The sequence below is a fragment of the Labrys sedimenti genome (assembly GCF_034424805.1).
Classification (GTDB): Bacteria; Pseudomonadota; Alphaproteobacteria; order Rhizobiales; family Labraceae; genus Labrys; species Labrys sedimenti.
Map to the genome: position 1 here is coordinate 285,470 of NZ_JAXOUF010000006.1, position 15,463 is coordinate 300,932.

The window sequence follows — 15,463 nt, forward strand, 5'->3', positions numbered from 1 at the left end:
GCCTGCTATTTGCCGCGCAGATATTCGGCAGCCCGTGGGGCGAAATAGGTGAGGATGCCATCGGCGCCGGCGCGCTTGAAGGCGGTGAGGCTCTCGATCATGGCTTTTTCGCCGTCAATCCAGCCATTCTGGGCGGCTGCCATGATCATCGCATACTCGCCCGAGACCTGATAGGCGAAGGTCGGGCGGCCGAAGTTCTGCTTGAGGCGCGCGACGATGTCGAGATAGGGCAGGCCGGGCTTGACCATGATCATGTCGGCGCCTTCGGCGATGTCAAGCTCGGCCTCGCGCACCGCTTCGTCCGAATTGGCATAGTCCATCTGATAGGTGCGCTTGTCGCCCTTGAGCGCGCCGGAGGAGCCCACTGCCTCGCGGAAGGGGCCGTAGAAGGCCGAGGCATATTTGGCCGAATAGGCCATGATCTGCACATCGAGGAAACCGGCGGCGTCGAGCGCGGCACGGATGGCACCGACGCGGCCGTCCATCATGTCGGACGGTGCGATGATGTCCGAGCCGGATTCGGCCTGGACCAGGGCCTGGCGCACCAGCAGGGCGACGGTCTCGTCATTGAGGATGCGTCCGGCTTCCAGCAGCCCGTCATGGCCGTGCGAGGTGTAGGGATCGAGCGCCACGTCGGTCAGCAGGCCGATTTCGGGCACCTTGGCCTTGATGGCGCGGCAGGCCCGGCAGGTTAGGTTCTGCGCGTTCAGGGCCTCGCTCCCGGTCGGGTCGCGCAAGGAGGGATCCGTGTAGGGGAAGATCGCCACCACGGGGATGTCGAGGGCCGCGGCCCGCTGTGCCTCCTCGACCGCAATGTCGATGCTGACCCGGTCTACGCCCGGCATCGCGGCCACGGGACTTCTCAGATTCTCGCCTTCCTGCACGAAGATCGGCCAGATCAGATCATTGGTGGTGAGCACATTCTCCTTCACCAGCCGGCGGGCCCATTCGCTCTTGCGGTTGCGGCGCGGGCGCTCGATGAGGTCGAGACGGTCCGAGGCGGAGGCGAGGGCGGGTTTGAGCGGGGTGACGGAGGAAGGCATGGCAGTCTCTTCGAAATGAACTTTGGAAAGGTTCTATCACATCCGGTGCAGTGGAGGCATGCCGTCATGTCACACCCTGGCAGCGGCAAATGCGGGGGCTTGATGGTCAAGCCGGGAAGCATCTGCGAGACGGCAGGCATTCCTCGTCTTCCTTCCTCGGCCAAGCTTCGATCCGCCTGCATGCGGCCAGGTGATTTGCCCTCGGCTCCCTGCACGGTTAGAAGGACCTCCAGCAACGAGGCACGACATGAGCGATATCGAGTTTGACCGCGACGGCCCGCCCTACGGCGCCTATCTGTTGTGGTTCATGCGTGCCGTCGCCGTGCTGTGGATGGCCAAGGGCATCATCCATTGGTGCCTGATCCTGGGGATCGGGCAGGCCGATCCGGATCGCTTCCTCGGCATGCCGGTGCTCACCCAGAGTGCGGTGATCGTGTTCGCGGTCTTCGATCTGGTCGCGGCTGTCGGCTTGTGGATGGCGGCGACATGGGGTGGGGTCATCTGGCTGATCGCTTCCGGCAGCTATTTCATCATTTCGCTGTTCCGTCCTGAGATCTTCGGCCGGCAATATGCGATGATGACGACGATCGGCGTCCTGATCCTGCTCTATGTCGGGCTGGCTTTTCTCGCCTCGCGCGAGCGGCGCCATCCGTGAGAGTCGGCGACCGGATTGTTGCAACTTTGTCACGCAAGCGCGATTCGCGCTCACATGGCGGTGATCGTGACGGGCCTTGCCACATTTGTCCCGGTTTTGCCGCTTTCTGGCGATAGGGCATTGCGCAAGTTTCGTATACCGGGATCGCAAATGGCCGGTGACGAGGTCTGATTTTGGTCTCGGTTCGTTTACCTCTCCCGTGTAAAGAGCTCGGCTAATTCACGGCCGCAGGAAATTACCGGTACGGTAGGTGCGTGGCGCAAGCGGGCTTTGCTGCAGGATTAGAACAAGATGTCTGACTATTCTCGTCGTGGTTTTCTCTCCACTTTGGCCCTCGGGGCCGCTGCGACCGCCTTGGCGCGTCCGGCCGCCGCGCAGGATTATGGCCTCGGCCAGATGGAGATGAAGGAACGCTACGATTCCGTGGCCAGCCCCATCGGGCAGGCCAGCAGTTCCTCGCCCACTTTCTCGGCCTACACCTTGCAGGCCACGCAGAATGCGCTGCAGAAATATAGCGAAATCGCGGCCCAGGGCGGCTGGCCCCAGGTGACCGGCAAGGGCCGGCTCCAGCTTGGCTCGCGCAGCCCCGACGTCGTCTCGCTGCGCCAGCGCCTGATCGCCTCGGGCGATCTGGCGCCGTCGCTCGGCGGTTCGCCCGTCTTCGATTCCTATCTCGACGGTGCGGTGAAGCGCTTCCAGTCGCGCCACGGCATCCTGTCCAGCGGCGTCGTCGGCGATACCTCGCGCGCCGCCCTCGCCATTCCGATCGATGTCCGCATCAAGCAGCTGCAGATGAACATCGTGCGCCTGCGCTCGATGGGCAATCTGGGCAACCGCTACATCATGATGAACATTCCGGCGACCGAGCTGGAAGCGGTGAACAACGGCGCGGTCGAGCAGCGCCACTCCACGGTGATCGGCAAGCCGGACCGGCCCTCGCCAATCCTGTCGACCGTGGTGCAGAACATCAATTTCAACCCCTATTGGACGGTGCCGCTCTCCATCATCAAGAAGGACCTGATCCCTCTGATGCAGAAGGAGCCGAGCTACCTGGCCGATCACCATATCCGCATCTTCAATCCGCAGGGCCAGGAGCTCACGCCCGAGCAGATCAACTGGAACACCGACGAAGCCACCAAGATGCGCTTCCGGCAGGAGCCGGGCTTCGGCAATTCGCTCGGCCAGGTGCGCATCAACATCGCCAACCAGTATGGCGTCTACATGCATGATACGCCCTACAAGTCGGTGTTCGGCTCGGACTACCGCTTTGATTCCTCGGGCTGTGCACGTGTGCAGGACGTCCGTGAGCTGGTCGCCTGGATCCTCCAGGGCACCGAATATACTCGCGACCGCATCGATGAAGTGATCCGTTCGGGCGCCCAGACGACGGTGAACCCGACCGCCAAGGTGCCGGTGTTCTGGGCCTACATCACGGCCTGGGCGACGCCGGAAGGCCTGGTCGAGTTCCGCGACGACATCTACAACAAGGACGGATTCGCCTCGCTCTCCGTGGTCACCAAGGAAGAGCAGGGCTGATCGGGGCGCCGTCCCCTCCGACCTGAAAGAGATTGACAGCGCCGCAGCCTCGTCTGCGGCGCTGTTGCGTTTCAAGCCTGCCTTTCCAGTCATGGCGCAACTTTGGTCGCTTGCAGACATGACTTTGCGGTGCAACTCCGTTATGTCGTCTGCCTCTTCTCCAACGAGGCCCTGCCACGATGAATGACGCTCGCTCCGCCGCCCTGTCGAACAGCTTCTTCGCCGCCGATATGCATTCCGCCGATCCGGAGCTGGCGCGCACCATCGACCTCGAATTGGGCCGCCTGCGCGACCATATCGAGCTGATCGCCTCCGAGAACATCGTTTCGAAGGCAGTCCTGGAGGCCCAGGGCTCGATCATGACCAACAAATATGCGGAGGGCTATCCGGGCCGCCGCTATTATGGTGGTTGCGAATTCGTCGACATGGCCGAGAACCTGGCGATCGAGCGCGTCAAGAAGCTGTTCGGCTGCGCCTACGCCAACGTCCAGCCCAATTCCGGCAGCCAGGCCAACCAGGGCGTGTTCCTGGCGCTGATGAAGCCGGGCGACACCTTCATGGGCCTCAATCTCAATGCCGGCGGCCATCTCACCCATGGTTCGGCGGTCAACATGTCCGGCCGCTGGTTCAACGTGGTGCCCTATAATGTGCGTCCCGAGGATCAGCGCGTCGACATGGACGAGGTCGAGCGCCTTGCGCATGAGCACAAGCCCAAGCTGATCATTGCCGGCGGCTCGGGCTATGCCCGTCACTGGGATTTTGCCCGCTTCCGTCAGATCGCCGATGCGGTCGGCGCCTATTTCTTCGTCGACATGGCCCATTTCGCCGGCCTGGTCGCCGGTGATGCGCATCCCTCTCCGTTCCCGCACGCGCATGTGGCGACTTCGACCACCCACAAGACCCTGCGCGGCCCGCGCGGCGGCATCATCCTCACCAATGACGAGGAGATCGCCAAGAAGGTGAACTCGGCTGTGTTCCCGGGCCTGCAGGGCGGACCGCTGATGCATGTCATCGCCGCCAAGGCCGTGGCTTTCGGCGAAGCGCTGCGCCCCGAGTTCAAGGCCTATGCCAAGCAGGTCGTCGAGAATGCCGCCGCCCTGGCCGCCAACCTCAAGGGCAATGGCTTCGACATCGTCTCGGGCGGCACCGACAACCACCTGATGCTGGTGGACCTTCGTCCCAAGAACCTGACCGGCAATTTCGCCGAGAAGGCGTTGGAGCGCGCCCATATCACCTGCAACAAGAACGGCATTCCCTATGACCCGCAGAAGCCGATGGTGACTTCGGGCATCCGTCTCGGCACTCCCGCCGCCACCTCGCGCGGTTTCGGCGTCAAGGAGTTCCAGGAGGTCGGCGATCTCATCACCGAGGCACTGGAAGGCCTGTCCAAGAACGGTGCCGACAATAATGGCGCGGTCGAAGAAGCGGTGCGCGCCAAGGTCAACAAGCTGACGGGCCGTTTCCCGATCTACTGATCGCTGCCGGGAGGGCGGGCATCTCAGCAACATGCCTGCATGTTGCGGCGTCCGCTTCTTGGAAACCTATCGCGTGCAGTATAGGAAGTGCGGACATCGCGACATGCGAGCATGTCGGATGTCCGCACTCCCAGGAATGATCCATGAAATGCCCCTATTGCGGTGCGCCCGACACCCAGGTGAAGGACAGCCGTCCCACCGATGATGGAACCTCGATCCGCCGCCGCCGCGTCTGTTCGGACTGCGGAGGTCGGTTCACGACCTTCGAACGCGTGCAGTTGCGCGAATTGACGGTCGTCAAGCGTTCGGGCCGCAAGGTCGCCTTCGATCGCGACAAGCTTTCGCGCTCCATCACCACGGCACTGCGCAAGCGCCCGGTCGACGAGGAGCGTATCGAGCGGCTGGTGAACGGCCTGGTTCGGCAGATCGAGAGCCTGGGGGAAAGCGAGATCACCTCGGAGCAGATCGGCCGGATCGTCATGAAAGGGCTCAAGGCCCTCGACGATGTCGCCTATGTGCGCTTTGCCTCGGTCTATCGCAATTTCAGCGAAGCCAAGGATTTCACGGCCGTTCTGGATGAATTGAGCATCGAGGACGAGACGCGGGTGGATGAGGAGTGAGTTCGATCGGTCCATGTGGGTGCGACATTGCCGTGTCGTGCTTGCATGACGTAAGCGGCAAGCCTATCTGCTGCTTCGAGCTCCCATTGCCGGTTTGATTTTTTTCCGTGACTTTCGCCATGCCTGTTTCCGCCATCGATGCCCTGCGGCGTGACGAACGCTTCATGCGGGCGGCTCTGGCGCTGGGGCGGCGGGGGCTGGGCAACACCTGGCCCAACCCGGCTGTCGGCTGCGTGATCGTCCGGCGGGTCGGTGACGCCGATATCATCGTCGGCCGGGGCTGGACGCAGCCGGGTGGGCGCCCCCATGCCGAGACGCAGGCGCTGGCCGAGGCGGGATCGCTGGCCAAGGGTGCTACGGCCTATGTCACCCTCGAGCCCTGCTCGCATTACGGGCGCACCGGCCCCTGCGCCGATGCCCTGGCGCGCGGCGGCATTGCCCGTGTCGTCGGCGCCCTGCGCGATCCCGATCCGCGCGTGGGCGGACGCGGCTTCGACATGTTGCGGCGCTATGGCCTCGAGGTCCGCGAGGGCGTGCTGGCGGACGAAGCCTTCCAGGCCCATGTCGGGCACATCACGCGCGTGACCTTCGGCCGGCCCGGAGTTACCGTGAAGATCGCGGTCTCCGCGGACGGCAAGCTCGCGGGTCCCGGCGGGCGCCCGGTTCGCATTACCGGCGAAGAGGCGAGTGCCCATGTGCACCTGATGCGGGCCCAGAGCGATGCGATCGCGGTCGGGATCGGCACCGTGCTCAAGGACGACCCAATGCTCACCGTGCGATTGCCCGGCATGGCTGCCCAGTCTCCGGTGCGGATCGTCTTCGATTCAAGGCTGCGGCTCCCGCTCACCTCACGGCTGGTCGAGACGGCTCGCGAGGTGCCGGTATGGGTCATGGCTCGCGCCGATGCGCCGGTCGAACCGGAACAGGGTCTGGTCGAGGCTGGCGTGGAAGTGATGCGGATCGGCTGCTCGGCCTTGTCACCCGGCGAGGGAGCATCCCTCGATCTCGGCGAGGCTTTGCGTCTGCTCGGCACGCGGGGCCTCACGCGCCTCATGGTCGAAGCCGGCCCTCGGCTTGCGGCCGGCCTGGTCGAGGCCGATCTCGTCGAGGAATTCGTGCAGTTCACCTCGTCCGAACCGATCGGCGAGGGGGTGACGGCGCTGACATCGCAGCTTCAGGCTAAAATCGATGGGCAATTGCCCAATCTGGCCGCACGCATGATCGGACATGATACCATGACCATTCAGCGCAGGAATTGAAGGGCCCATCATGTTTACCGGCATCATCACCGATATTGGCGAGATCGTCGCGCTGGAGGACCACGGCTCCGCCAAGCGCATCGCCGTCGCCTGCTCCTATCCCGCTGACACCATGACGGTGGGGGCCTCCATGGCGGTGGCCGGCATCTGTTTTACCATGACCAGCCTGGCGCTGCGGCCGGGTGGCGACACGCTGTTCACCGTCGATGCCTCTTCCGAGACGATCGGGCGCACGACACTCGGCTCCTGGCGCGTGGGGCACAAGCTCAATCTCGAGCGGGCACTCCGGATCGGCGACGAACTCGGCGGGCATATCGTCTCCGGCCATGTCGACGGAGTGGCGACCGTGCTGGATCGCAAGGATCAGGACGGCACCTCGCAATTCATCTTCCGGGTACCTGGTGACCTGTCGCGTTTCATCGCCCAGAAGGGATCGCTGGCGCTCGACGGCACGTCGTTGACCGTCAACAAGGTCGAGGGGCAGGATTTCGGCGTGATGATGATCCCCCACACCCTGTGCGTCACCACCTGGGGCAATGCCGAGGTGGGCGATACTGTTAACATCGAGATCGACACCATGGCGCGCTATGCCGCGCGGCTGGCGGATGTCGGGACCGAACGTTGGAGTGATCGCGCCGGAGGCTGAGACAGGCCGCGCGCCGCCATGCTTCGCGGTCACATCGCTCCTGCTCAAAACCGGCTTTCCCTTTTCGACACGATGCTCTAGGAACGCCCTCAATCCAACAGCATTCAGGCGGCGCGTGTAGAGCCCGCCTTTCCTCTGAGACGAGAATTCCCATGGCCGGTCCCAGGCGTGTATCCAGTTCCTCCGCTCCTTCCTTCGAAAATACCGAGTCCGGCTTCGGCGGTCCCCTGCCGCCGCATATCCTGATCGTCGAAGCTCGTTATTACGAAGAGATCGCCGACGGGCTGCTCACCGGCGCGACCGGCGCCATCAAGGCGGCCGGCGGCAGCTTCGACGTGCTCACCGTGCCGGGTGCCCTCGAGATCCCCTCGGCCATCGTGATGGCTCTCGACGCCGCCGTTCAGCGCGGCCGTGCCTATGACGCGGCGATCGCCCTGGGCTGCGTGATCCGTGGCGAGACCACCCATTACGACATCGTCGCCGGCGAGAGTTCGCGTGCCCTGATGGACATCTCCGTGCAGCGCGCTTTGCCGCTCGGCAACGGCATCCTCACCGTCGAGAATGACGAGCAGGCTCGGGTTCGCGCCAGCATTTCGGAAATGAACAAGGGTGGCGGCGCGGCCGATGCCGCTCTGCACATGGTTGCCCTGAAACGCCGCCTGCATGGGGTCGAGGCATGAGCCGGGCCCAGAAACGTTCCGCTGCGCGCCTCGCCAGTGTGCAGGCGCTCTACCAGATGGACATCCGCGGCACCAATGTCGTCGAGGTGCTGGCAGAATTCGAGAACCACTGGATAGGCCAGGAAATCGACGGCGTCGAATATTCGCCGGCCGAGGAGAGCTTCTTCCGCGACATCGTCGGCGGGGTCGTGCGCGAGCAGCGCAGCATCGATCCCAAGGTCGATCAGGCGCTGGCCGATGGCTGGCCGCTCAAGCGGGTGGATGCCATTCTGCGTGCCATCCTGCGTGCCGGCGTCTATGAATTGCTGCATCGCCAGGACATCCCGCCGAAAGTGACGATCTCCGAATATGTCAGTGTCGCGCATGCCTTCCTCGACCGCGAGGAAGCCGGCATGGTCAATGCTGTGCTCGACAAGATCGCCAAGGCCGAACGAAACGACCATCTCCAGGCTTCCTGAGCAGCAGTCCTCGCATGGCGCGGCTCACCGAAGATCAGTTGATCAGCCGTTTCTTCGCTCCGCTCGCGACCCATCCCGGGGCGCGCGGGCTGACGGATGACGCTGCGACGCTGAGCGTGCCGCCTGGAGCGCATCTGGTGGTGACCACCGATGCGCTGGTCGCTGACATTCATTTTCTTGCCGACGACGACCCCGATCTCATCGCGCGCAAGGCCTTGCGCGTGAACCTGTCGGACCTTGCCGCCAAGGGCGCGCAGCCGCATGCCTATACGCTCTGCCTGGCCTTGCCGCCGGGCTGGCGCGAGGACTGGCTGCAGCGTTTCGCCGAGGGCCTGGCGGTCGACGGCAAGGAATTCGACTTCGCTTTGCTGGGCGGCGACACCGTCAAGACCACGGGGCCGCTGACCATCGCCGTCAACGCCTTCGGCCTGGTGCCCTCCGACCGTATTCCGCGCCGGGACGGCGCGCAGCCGGGCGACATCCTTTATGTCAGCGGCTCCATCGGTGACGGAGCGCTGGGCCTGCTGGCGCGCCGCGGGGCGGACGCCTTGGCCGGGCTTGCGGAGGTGGAACGCGACTACCTGGCCAGGCGCTACCTCCTGCCGCAGCCGCGTACGGCCCTGGCGCCGGCTGTGCTCGCCCATGCCTCGGCCTCGATGGATATTTCGGATGGCCTCGTCGGCGATCTCGCCAAGCTGCTGCGGGCTTCCGGTGCGTCGGCCGATATCGAACGCGATGCTGTGCCGCTTTCACCGGCCGCGCAGGCAGCCTGCAAGCTTGACGCGATATTGCTGGAAACGGCGCTCACGGGAGGGGACGATTATGAAATTCTCTGTGCCGTGCCCTCCGGGCAGCGTATCGCCTTCGAAACCGCGGCACAGAATTGCGGGGTCACGGTCAGCCCAATCGGCACGGTGACACTAGGTCATCATGCTCCGAGATGGCTTGACGATGAGGGCAACGACGTCCAGTTCGCCCGCGGCAGTTTCAGTCATTTTTGAGCAAGGCAGGAGAAGGCGTGTTCCCCTTCTCCCCTTGTGGGAGAAGGTGCCGTAGCGAGGTCCTTCCAGGACCTCGCGTTCAAGCAAAAGACTTGGGGGCGGAAGAGGGGAGAAACGCATCCGTCTAAGCATTTCGCCAGCACCCCTCATCCGTCCCGGCTCCGCCGGTCCATCTTCTCCCGCAAGGGGAGAAGGCTTGTCACACCTTACTTTGTTGGCTTTCCGCTTTGCGCGCAGACGCTTCGGCTGCGGCTTCTACTTCGCTGCCAAAGCCTTGGCCAGGTCTTCGGGCAGCGTCAGGCGATAGGCCAGTACCAGCGTGTCGTTGGTGAGGCCGGCGTCGTAGCTCTGCCCCTTCATCACGCCCCTCCTGGTGAGAAAGTCGTTGTCGTTGCCGACGAACAGGAAGGCATCGTTGGGCGCGGCCGGATCGAGGGCCGGCATCAGCGTCATGGCCTCCCACTTTTCCGACAGGGTGAGGTCGTTGGCCTTGGCATTGTCGATGTTGAGGCCGAACTTGCCGAGTTGGGTGGCGTTCAAGAGGTTGACCAGCACCTGCGAACGGGCCGGGGTGATAGCTGTGTCGAGGACGTTGCGCTCGTCCTTGGCGGGTGCGATCGGCTTGGTGCCGGTTTCATAGTCCGTGCCCGCCAGGTTGGTGGCGCCTGAGGTGTCGACCACCAGCACGGCCTTGAACATCTCCGGATTCTTGCAATCGCAGCCATGGCCGGCGCCATCACGTGCGAGCAGGAGGAAGCGGTGATCGTCGAGCGCCACCATCTCGCTCTGCGCGGCCGTGCTGTCGATCTTGCCGTCGCCTTTTTTGGAATAGACCGGCAGTTCGATCGCATAGACGGCCTTGGGGGTCTTGGGCAGCGGGTCCGAGGCGACATCATAGACATAGATACGCGTGGTGGCGCGGTTCGCCTGGTTCTTGCCGGCGGAGCTGTCCTGCAGCGTGCCGCTCTGCAGCACGGCATAGAGGGTCTTGCCGTCCGGCGTCAGCGAGATCGCTTCCAGGCCCTGATTGTTGCGCCGGCCGGTGTCGGGCGCTTCCATCGAGGTAAAGTTGATCTTGCCCTTCTTGGTGGGAACGAGTGCCGGGCCGGGCGGGATCAGGCCCTTCAACTTGCCGCCGGGCTCGAACAGGTAGACGGCAGCGGCATATTCGTCGCCGACATAGAAGCTGCCATCGGAGCGATAGGCGATCGACTCGGCGTCGAAGGAGAGGGAGCCGGCGCCGAGCGCACCGGCCGGTGGCACGGGCAGGGTATAGCCGTTCATCTCCACGGTGTTGTCGGCGGGATCGGCACCCGTCGTCGGCTTGCCGTCGAGGCCGGTGAGGAAGACGCCCTTGCCGGCGAGCGGCTTCAAGTCGATCTGCGACTGCGAGGTCACGGCGGTGGGTAGCGCAGCACCGGAATAGGGCGTGAAGGCGAAGTCGAAGGCGAGGACGCGACCCTGATAGTCGAAGAACAGGCCCTTGTCGGGATTGTTGTAGCCGCGATCCGGTAGGGAGCGGAGCTGGCCCTTGTAGCCCGTGGCAGTCTTGCTCCAGCTCTTGGGATCGATCGCCATGGAGGAAAAGGAGCCGAGCGTGTCCCCCTTCTCGTCCTTGAGGTCGGCGCTCAGCCGGCCGACGCCGACCAGGCCGTGGTTGACGAAGCTGCCACCGGCGAAATCGATCTTCTCTTCGCCCGGGGCGGAAGAAACGAAAGGCTCCTTGATGGCCAGGGGCTCGGCCATTGCCAGCGTCGGCAGAACCGAGAGGGTGGTGAGAAGGATGGTGCGAAGAAGGCGCATGGAAATCTCGCTCGGTGGCCAGAACACAGACGCGCCTCAGCGAAAACGCGTCTTTGCTCCCGGTCATTGTTGTTTCGACGTGTCTTCGCAATTTTCAGCAATATGGCCGAATTGCGAAACGCTTCAGCGTGGACTTCCTTGGCAAGAGCCGATGACAGAGGCGTGACAGTTTTCCGGCGGGTGACGCACCAAGAGGATCTTCGAAAGAACTTGCCGCGAACGCACGGCGTCGGTTGCGCTGCCCGTATGATTTTGGCAGCATCGCGGCAATCCGGACAATCAGACGGCTCCGGTGGGAGGATTCGCCGCACCTGCAATATCCTGACCTTCGATGCGAAGGGCAGGGGTCGTTCGTTCGTGCGATTTGTTCAGTGGCTTGTGCGAGTAAAGAACAAGGAACATTTAGTCCATGCTTTCTCTGTGGGTCATTATTGCGTGCGGGGCGCTTTCCCTCGTTTACGGAGTCTGGGCATTCCAGTCGGTGATGGCGCAGCCAGCCGGCAACGCCCGGATGCAGGAAATCGCCGGTTACGTGCGCGAAGGCGCGCAGGCTTACCTCAGGCGCCAATACGTCACCATTTCAGGTGTCGGCATCATCATCTTTGCCCTGGTCGCCTATTTCCTTTCGATCCCGAGTGCCATCGGCTTCCTGATCGGCGCCGTGCTCTCGGGCCTTGCCGGCTTCATCGGCATGAACATGTCGGTCAGGGCCAATGTCCGCACCGCACAGGCCGCGATGAACTCGCTAGGACAGGGCCTTGAAGTCGCCTTCAAGGCCGGTGCGGTCACCGGCATGCTGGTGGCGGGTCTCGCTCTTCTCGGGGTGGCCGTCTACTATTACGTGCTGACCGGGCCGATGCAGCTCTCCTTCGCCGATCCCAAGCAGGCGCGCGAGATCATCGATTCGCTGGTGGCCCTCGGCTTCGGCGCCTCGCTGATCTCGATCTTCGCCCGCCTCGGCGGTGGCATCTTCACCAAGGGCGCCGACGTCGGCGGCGACCTCGTCGGCAAGGTCGAGGCCGGCATTCCCGAGGACGATCCGCGCAACCCCGCGACCATCGCCGACAATGTCGGCGACAATGTCGGCGATTGCGCCGGCATGGCGGCCGACCTGTTCGAGACCTATGCCGTCACCGTGGTCGCCACCATGGTGTTGGCGGCGATCCTGTTCGCCGGTACGCCGGTGCTCTCCAACGTGCTGCTCTATCCGCTCGGCATCGGCGCGGCCTGCATCGTTACCTCGATCATCGGCACCTTCTTCGTCAAGCTCGGCGCCAACCAGTCGATCATGGGCGCGCTCTACAAGGGCTTCATCGCCTCGGCCGTCCTCTCGGTGGCAGGCCTGGCCGTCGCCACGCATTTCCTCATCGGCTGGGGCTCGATCGGCACCATCGGCGGCCATGACGTCACCGGTACCTCTCTGTTCGCCTGCGGCATCGTCGGCCTGCTGGTAACAGGCCTTATCGTCTGGATCACCGAATATTACACGGGTATCGGCTACCGGCCGGTGCGTGAGATCTCGCAGGCCTCGGTCACCGGTCACGGCACCAACGTCATCCAGGGCCTCGCGGTCTCGCTGGAAGCGACGGCGCTGCCGACCATCGTGATCGTCGCAGGCATCGTCGCCACCTACACGCTGGCGGGTCTGTTCGGCACGGCAATCGCGGTGACGACCATGCTCGGCCTTGCCGGCATGGTGGTGGCGCTCGACGCCTTCGGTCCGGTCACCGACAATGCCGGCGGCATCGCCGAAATGGCGGGACTGCCCAAGGAAGTGCGCAAATCGACGGACGCGCTCGACGCCGTAGGCAACACCACCAAGGCCGTCACCAAGGGCTATGCCATCGGCTCTGCCGGCCTCGGTGCCCTGGTGCTGTTCGCTGCCTATACCTCGGATCTGACCTATTTCGCCTCGAATTCGGCGCAGTATCCCTATTTCGCCGGGGTGCAGCCGAACTTCTCGCTGGCCAATCCCTTCGTGGTGGTCGGCCTGCTGCTCGGTGGTCTCATCCCCTACCTTTTCGGCGGCATCGCCATGACCGCCGTGGGCAAGGCAGCCTCGGCCATCGTCGAGGAAGTCCGGCGCCAGTTCCGCGAGAAGCCCGGCATCATGCAGGGCACCGACAAGCCTGACTATGGCAAGGCGGTGGATCTGCTGACCCGTGCCGCCATCAAGGAGATGCTGATCCCCTCGCTGCTGCCGGTGTTGTCGCCGATCGTGATCTATTTCCTGGTGCTGTGGATCACCGGCTCGAAATCCGATGCCTTCGCTTCCGTCGGCGCCATGCTGTTGGGCGTGATCGTCACCGGCCTCTTCGTCGCCATCTCGATGACGGCGGGCGGCGGGGCCTGGGACAATGCCAAGAAGTCGTTCGAGGACGGCTTCATCGATGCCAACGGCACCAAGCACCTCAAGGGCTCGGAAGCCCACAAGGCCTCGGTGACCGGCGATACGGTCGGCGATCCCTACAAGGATACGGCGGGTCCCGCCGTCAATCCGGCCATCAAGATCACCAATATCGTCGCGCTGCTCCTGCTGGCCATCCTGGCCCATCACTGAGGTTTTGCGATAGGTTCTGGTGGGTGAGGGAGGGCATTGCCCTCCCTCATTCGTTTAGAGGCGGCCGCAAGGGCCGCAATGGTTCTGGCTGATGATCGAGACGCGCCTCCTGCACCAGTTCGTCGTCCTCGCCGAGGAGTTGCATTTCCATCGCGCCGCCGAGCGGCTGCACATGGCCCAGCCGCCGCTCAGCCAGGCCGTGCGCAAGCTCGAGGAGAAGGTCGGGGCGCGCCTGTTCACCCGCAGCAATCGCCATGTCGCTTTGACCGAGGCCGGCGCCGCATTTCTGGAGACGGCGAAGGCCTGCCTGGTGAGCCTGGAGCAGGGGGCCCTGCGCGCACGCCGCATCGAGGCGGGACTGGCGGGCCGGCTTGCCATCACCTTTGTCGGTACGGCCCGTCGAGACCTGGTTCCGCTGGCATTGCGAACCTTCCGCTCGCGTTTCCCGGATGTGGAACTCGTTCTGCGCGAGGCGACGACGGCCAGGCAGATCGAGGCCCTGCGAGGCAAGCAGGCGGATATCGGTTTCATGCGTTGGCCCGGCGTTCCGGCGGCCGACATCCGTTTCGAGCGCATCGAGCGCGAGCCGGTCCTGGCCGCCTTGCCCGACGATCATCCCCTCGCCACAGGCGCGGCGGTCAGGCTGGAGCAACTGGCCGGGGAGGATTTCATCATGACCCCTCGGAACGAGGGGGTGAGCTTCCATGACCAACTGATCGCCCTGTGCCGCCATGCGGGGTTCGAGCCGCGCATCACGCAGGAAGCCTGCGAGATGCAGACCGTCGTCGGCCTGGTGGCGGGCGGCCTCGGCGTGGCGCTGGTGCCGGCCTCGGCCGGCCAGGAGAATCGCAAGGGAGCCGTGTTCCGTCCGATCGTCACCTCGGCGCCGGATGAACTGAGCCATATGGACATGGTCCTCGGCTGGCGTGCCGATATCGCCTCGTCGATCCGAGACAGCTTCATCGAGATCGTCAAGCAGGCAGCAACAATTGATATCTGATAGATATCAATGAGTCATATATAATATATTTTACATTGATCGTCAGGTGACCAAAATCGATTCCGAGCTGAGCTGGAGCGGTTGAAATGAACCTTCAGACCACGGATCGACGTAATGTCCTGAAATGTGCGGCGGCCGCCATGGCGACGGCCATCGCCCTCCAGCCCGGCTCCAGCCATGCCCGAAGGAGCAGGAATTCGATGATCTATCAATTGCGCATCTACGAGATATTCGAACACAACAAGGCAGCTTTTCATGCCCGTTTTCGCGACCATGCCGTCCGCATCATGAAGACCTACGGTTTCGACTTCGCTTCGCTCTGGGAGGCGGCTACGCCGGAAAGGACGGAATTCGTCTACCTGCTGCGCTGGCCGGATGCCGGGACGATGAAGGCGAGCTGGGAGCGCTTCATGGCCGACGAGGAATGGCAACGGATCAAGGACGAGACCGTGGCGCGCGACGGCAAGATGGTCGGCGTCATCGAAGACCGTGCCATGCAGGCTGTCGATTACGCGCCCTTGATTTGAGGGAGAGAAATCACCCGGCAACCCTGGGGATCGGCACTCCGCGTTTCCGGCACGTGTCTCTCCAAATTTAGAGACCCGGATTGGCTGTCGACAAACCGGCCGGCGACTTTTTCATGTTGGTTGACAGGATGGGGAGAACGCGCAAGCTGGATCGGGATTGGGCCAAAGCGGTCCGGCATGCTCCTGGATATGCGAGGGCG

14 protein-coding genes are annotated in these 15,463 nt (G+C 63.7%); 12 read left to right on the plus strand and 2 right to left on the minus strand.

Going from position 1 to position 15,463, the window contains the following annotated elements:
• Nucleotides 1-5 precede the first annotated feature (5 nt).
• Nucleotides 6-1,043 carry a porphobilinogen synthase gene (gene hemB / locus U1R88_RS20020; RefSeq protein ID WP_068298902.1) on the minus strand — a complete coding sequence of 346 codons (1,038 nt, stop codon included), beginning with the start codon at nt 1,041-1,043 and terminating at the stop codon, nt 6-8.
• Nucleotides 1,044-1,290: 247 nt separating this feature from the next.
• On the opposite strand from hemB, the gene U1R88_RS20025 reads away from it, so the two are divergent.
• The 9 genes from U1R88_RS20025 (at nt 1,291) to thiL (ending at nt 9,373) form a co-directional block, all read left to right on the plus strand.
• Nucleotides 1,291-1,698, plus strand: a complete 408-nt coding sequence (locus tag U1R88_RS20025) for a DUF6163 family protein (protein WP_068298904.1) — start codon at nt 1,291-1,293, stop codon at nt 1,696-1,698.
• A gap of 291 nt (nt 1,699-1,989) precedes the next feature.
• Nucleotides 1,990-3,234: a L,D-transpeptidase family protein gene (locus U1R88_RS20030; protein WP_068298907.1), complete on the plus strand. Its 1,245-nt coding sequence runs from the start codon at nt 1,990-1,992 to the stop codon at nt 3,232-3,234.
• Between the two features lie 179 nt (nt 3,235-3,413).
• Nucleotides 3,414-4,709, plus strand: a complete 1,296-nt coding sequence (glyA, locus tag U1R88_RS20035; RefSeq protein ID WP_322432823.1) for a serine hydroxymethyltransferase — start codon at nt 3,414-3,416, stop codon at nt 4,707-4,709.
• Between the two features lie 143 nt (nt 4,710-4,852).
• Nucleotides 4,853-5,329 carry a transcriptional regulator NrdR gene (gene nrdR, locus U1R88_RS20040; RefSeq protein WP_068298911.1) on the plus strand — a complete coding sequence of 159 codons (477 nt, stop codon included), beginning with the start codon at nt 4,853-4,855 and terminating at the stop codon, nt 5,327-5,329.
• A gap of 119 nt (nt 5,330-5,448) precedes the next feature.
• Nucleotides 5,449-6,588 (plus strand): bifunctional diaminohydroxyphosphoribosylaminopyrimidine deaminase/5-amino-6-(5-phosphoribosylamino)uracil reductase RibD, encoded by a 1,140-nt coding sequence (ribD, locus tag U1R88_RS20045; protein WP_322432824.1) that lies wholly within the window; start codon nt 5,449-5,451, stop codon nt 6,586-6,588.
• A 10-nt stretch (nt 6,589-6,598) separates the two neighbouring features.
• Entirely contained in the window at nt 6,599-7,234 is a 636-nt protein-coding gene (locus tag U1R88_RS20050) for a riboflavin synthase (protein WP_322432825.1), read from the plus strand.
• Nucleotides 7,235-7,386: 152 nt separating this feature from the next.
• Complete coding sequence (locus tag U1R88_RS20055; RefSeq protein ID WP_082980224.1) at nt 7,387-7,914, plus strand: 6,7-dimethyl-8-ribityllumazine synthase; 528 nt, start codon at nt 7,387-7,389, stop codon at nt 7,912-7,914.
• Nucleotides 7,911-8,372: a transcription antitermination factor NusB gene (nusB, locus tag U1R88_RS20060; protein WP_068298916.1), complete on the plus strand. Its 462-nt coding sequence runs from the start codon at nt 7,911-7,913 to the stop codon at nt 8,370-8,372. Before U1R88_RS20055 ends, nusB begins: the two co-directional genes overlap by 4 nt.
• Nucleotides 8,373-8,386: 14 nt before the next feature.
• Nucleotides 8,387-9,373 carry a thiamine-phosphate kinase gene (thiL, locus tag U1R88_RS20065; protein WP_322432826.1) on the plus strand — a complete coding sequence of 329 codons (987 nt, stop codon included), beginning with the start codon at nt 8,387-8,389 and terminating at the stop codon, nt 9,371-9,373.
• Between the two features lie 255 nt (nt 9,374-9,628).
• Here thiL and U1R88_RS20070 read toward each other — a convergent pair whose 3' ends face one another.
• Nucleotides 9,629-11,176, minus strand: a complete 1,548-nt coding sequence (locus tag U1R88_RS20070; protein WP_322432827.1) for an esterase-like activity of phytase family protein — start codon at nt 11,174-11,176, stop codon at nt 9,629-9,631.
• A 409-nt stretch (nt 11,177-11,585) separates the two neighbouring features.
• Between U1R88_RS20070 and U1R88_RS20075 the strand changes: the two genes are divergently transcribed.
• The 3 genes from U1R88_RS20075 (at nt 11,586) to U1R88_RS20085 (ending at nt 15,263) form a co-directional block, all read left to right on the plus strand.
• A complete protein-coding gene (locus U1R88_RS20075; protein WP_322432828.1) occupies nt 11,586-13,736 on the plus strand; it encodes a sodium-translocating pyrophosphatase in 2,151 nt (716 codons plus the stop codon).
• Nucleotides 13,737-13,827: 91 nt separating this feature from the next.
• Entirely contained in the window at nt 13,828-14,736 is a 909-nt protein-coding gene (locus tag U1R88_RS20080; RefSeq protein ID WP_322432829.1) for a LysR substrate-binding domain-containing protein, read from the plus strand.
• 86 nt (nt 14,737-14,822) lie between these two features.
• Nucleotides 14,823-15,263 (plus strand): NIPSNAP family protein, encoded by a 441-nt coding sequence (locus U1R88_RS20085; protein ID WP_322432830.1) that lies wholly within the window; start codon nt 14,823-14,825, stop codon nt 15,261-15,263.
• Nucleotides 15,264-15,463: the final 200 nt, after the last annotated feature.

Excerpts from the sequence above, each read along its gene's own strand:
- hemB (WP_068298902.1), bottom strand. The coding sequence starts at position 1,043 with ATGCCTTCCTCCGTCACCCCGCTCAAACCCGCCCTCGCCTCCGCCTCG.
- U1R88_RS20025 (WP_068298904.1), top strand. The coding sequence starts at position 1,291 with ATGAGCGATATCGAGTTTGACCGCGACGGCCCGCCCTACGGCGCCTAT.
- U1R88_RS20030 (WP_068298907.1), top strand. The coding sequence starts at position 1,990 with ATGTCTGACTATTCTCGTCGTGGTTTTCTCTCCACTTTGGCCCTCGGG.
- glyA (WP_322432823.1), top strand. The coding sequence starts at position 3,414 with ATGAATGACGCTCGCTCCGCCGCCCTGTCGAACAGCTTCTTCGCCGCC.
- nrdR (WP_068298911.1), top strand. The coding sequence starts at position 4,853 with ATGAAATGCCCCTATTGCGGTGCGCCCGACACCCAGGTGAAGGACAGC.
- ribD (WP_322432824.1), top strand. The coding sequence starts at position 5,449 with ATGCCTGTTTCCGCCATCGATGCCCTGCGGCGTGACGAACGCTTCATG.
- U1R88_RS20050 (WP_322432825.1), top strand. The coding sequence starts at position 6,599 with ATGTTTACCGGCATCATCACCGATATTGGCGAGATCGTCGCGCTGGAG.
- U1R88_RS20055 (WP_082980224.1), top strand. The coding sequence starts at position 7,387 with ATGGCCGGTCCCAGGCGTGTATCCAGTTCCTCCGCTCCTTCCTTCGAA.
- nusB (WP_068298916.1), top strand. The coding sequence starts at position 7,911 with ATGAGCCGGGCCCAGAAACGTTCCGCTGCGCGCCTCGCCAGTGTGCAG.
- thiL (WP_322432826.1), top strand. The coding sequence starts at position 8,387 with ATGGCGCGGCTCACCGAAGATCAGTTGATCAGCCGTTTCTTCGCTCCG.
- U1R88_RS20070 (WP_322432827.1), bottom strand. The coding sequence starts at position 11,176 with ATGCGCCTTCTTCGCACCATCCTTCTCACCACCCTCTCGGTTCTGCCG.
- U1R88_RS20075 (WP_322432828.1), top strand. The coding sequence starts at position 11,586 with ATGCTTTCTCTGTGGGTCATTATTGCGTGCGGGGCGCTTTCCCTCGTT.
- U1R88_RS20080 (WP_322432829.1), top strand. The coding sequence starts at position 13,828 with ATGATCGAGACGCGCCTCCTGCACCAGTTCGTCGTCCTCGCCGAGGAG.
- U1R88_RS20085 (WP_322432830.1), top strand. The coding sequence starts at position 14,823 with ATGAACCTTCAGACCACGGATCGACGTAATGTCCTGAAATGTGCGGCG.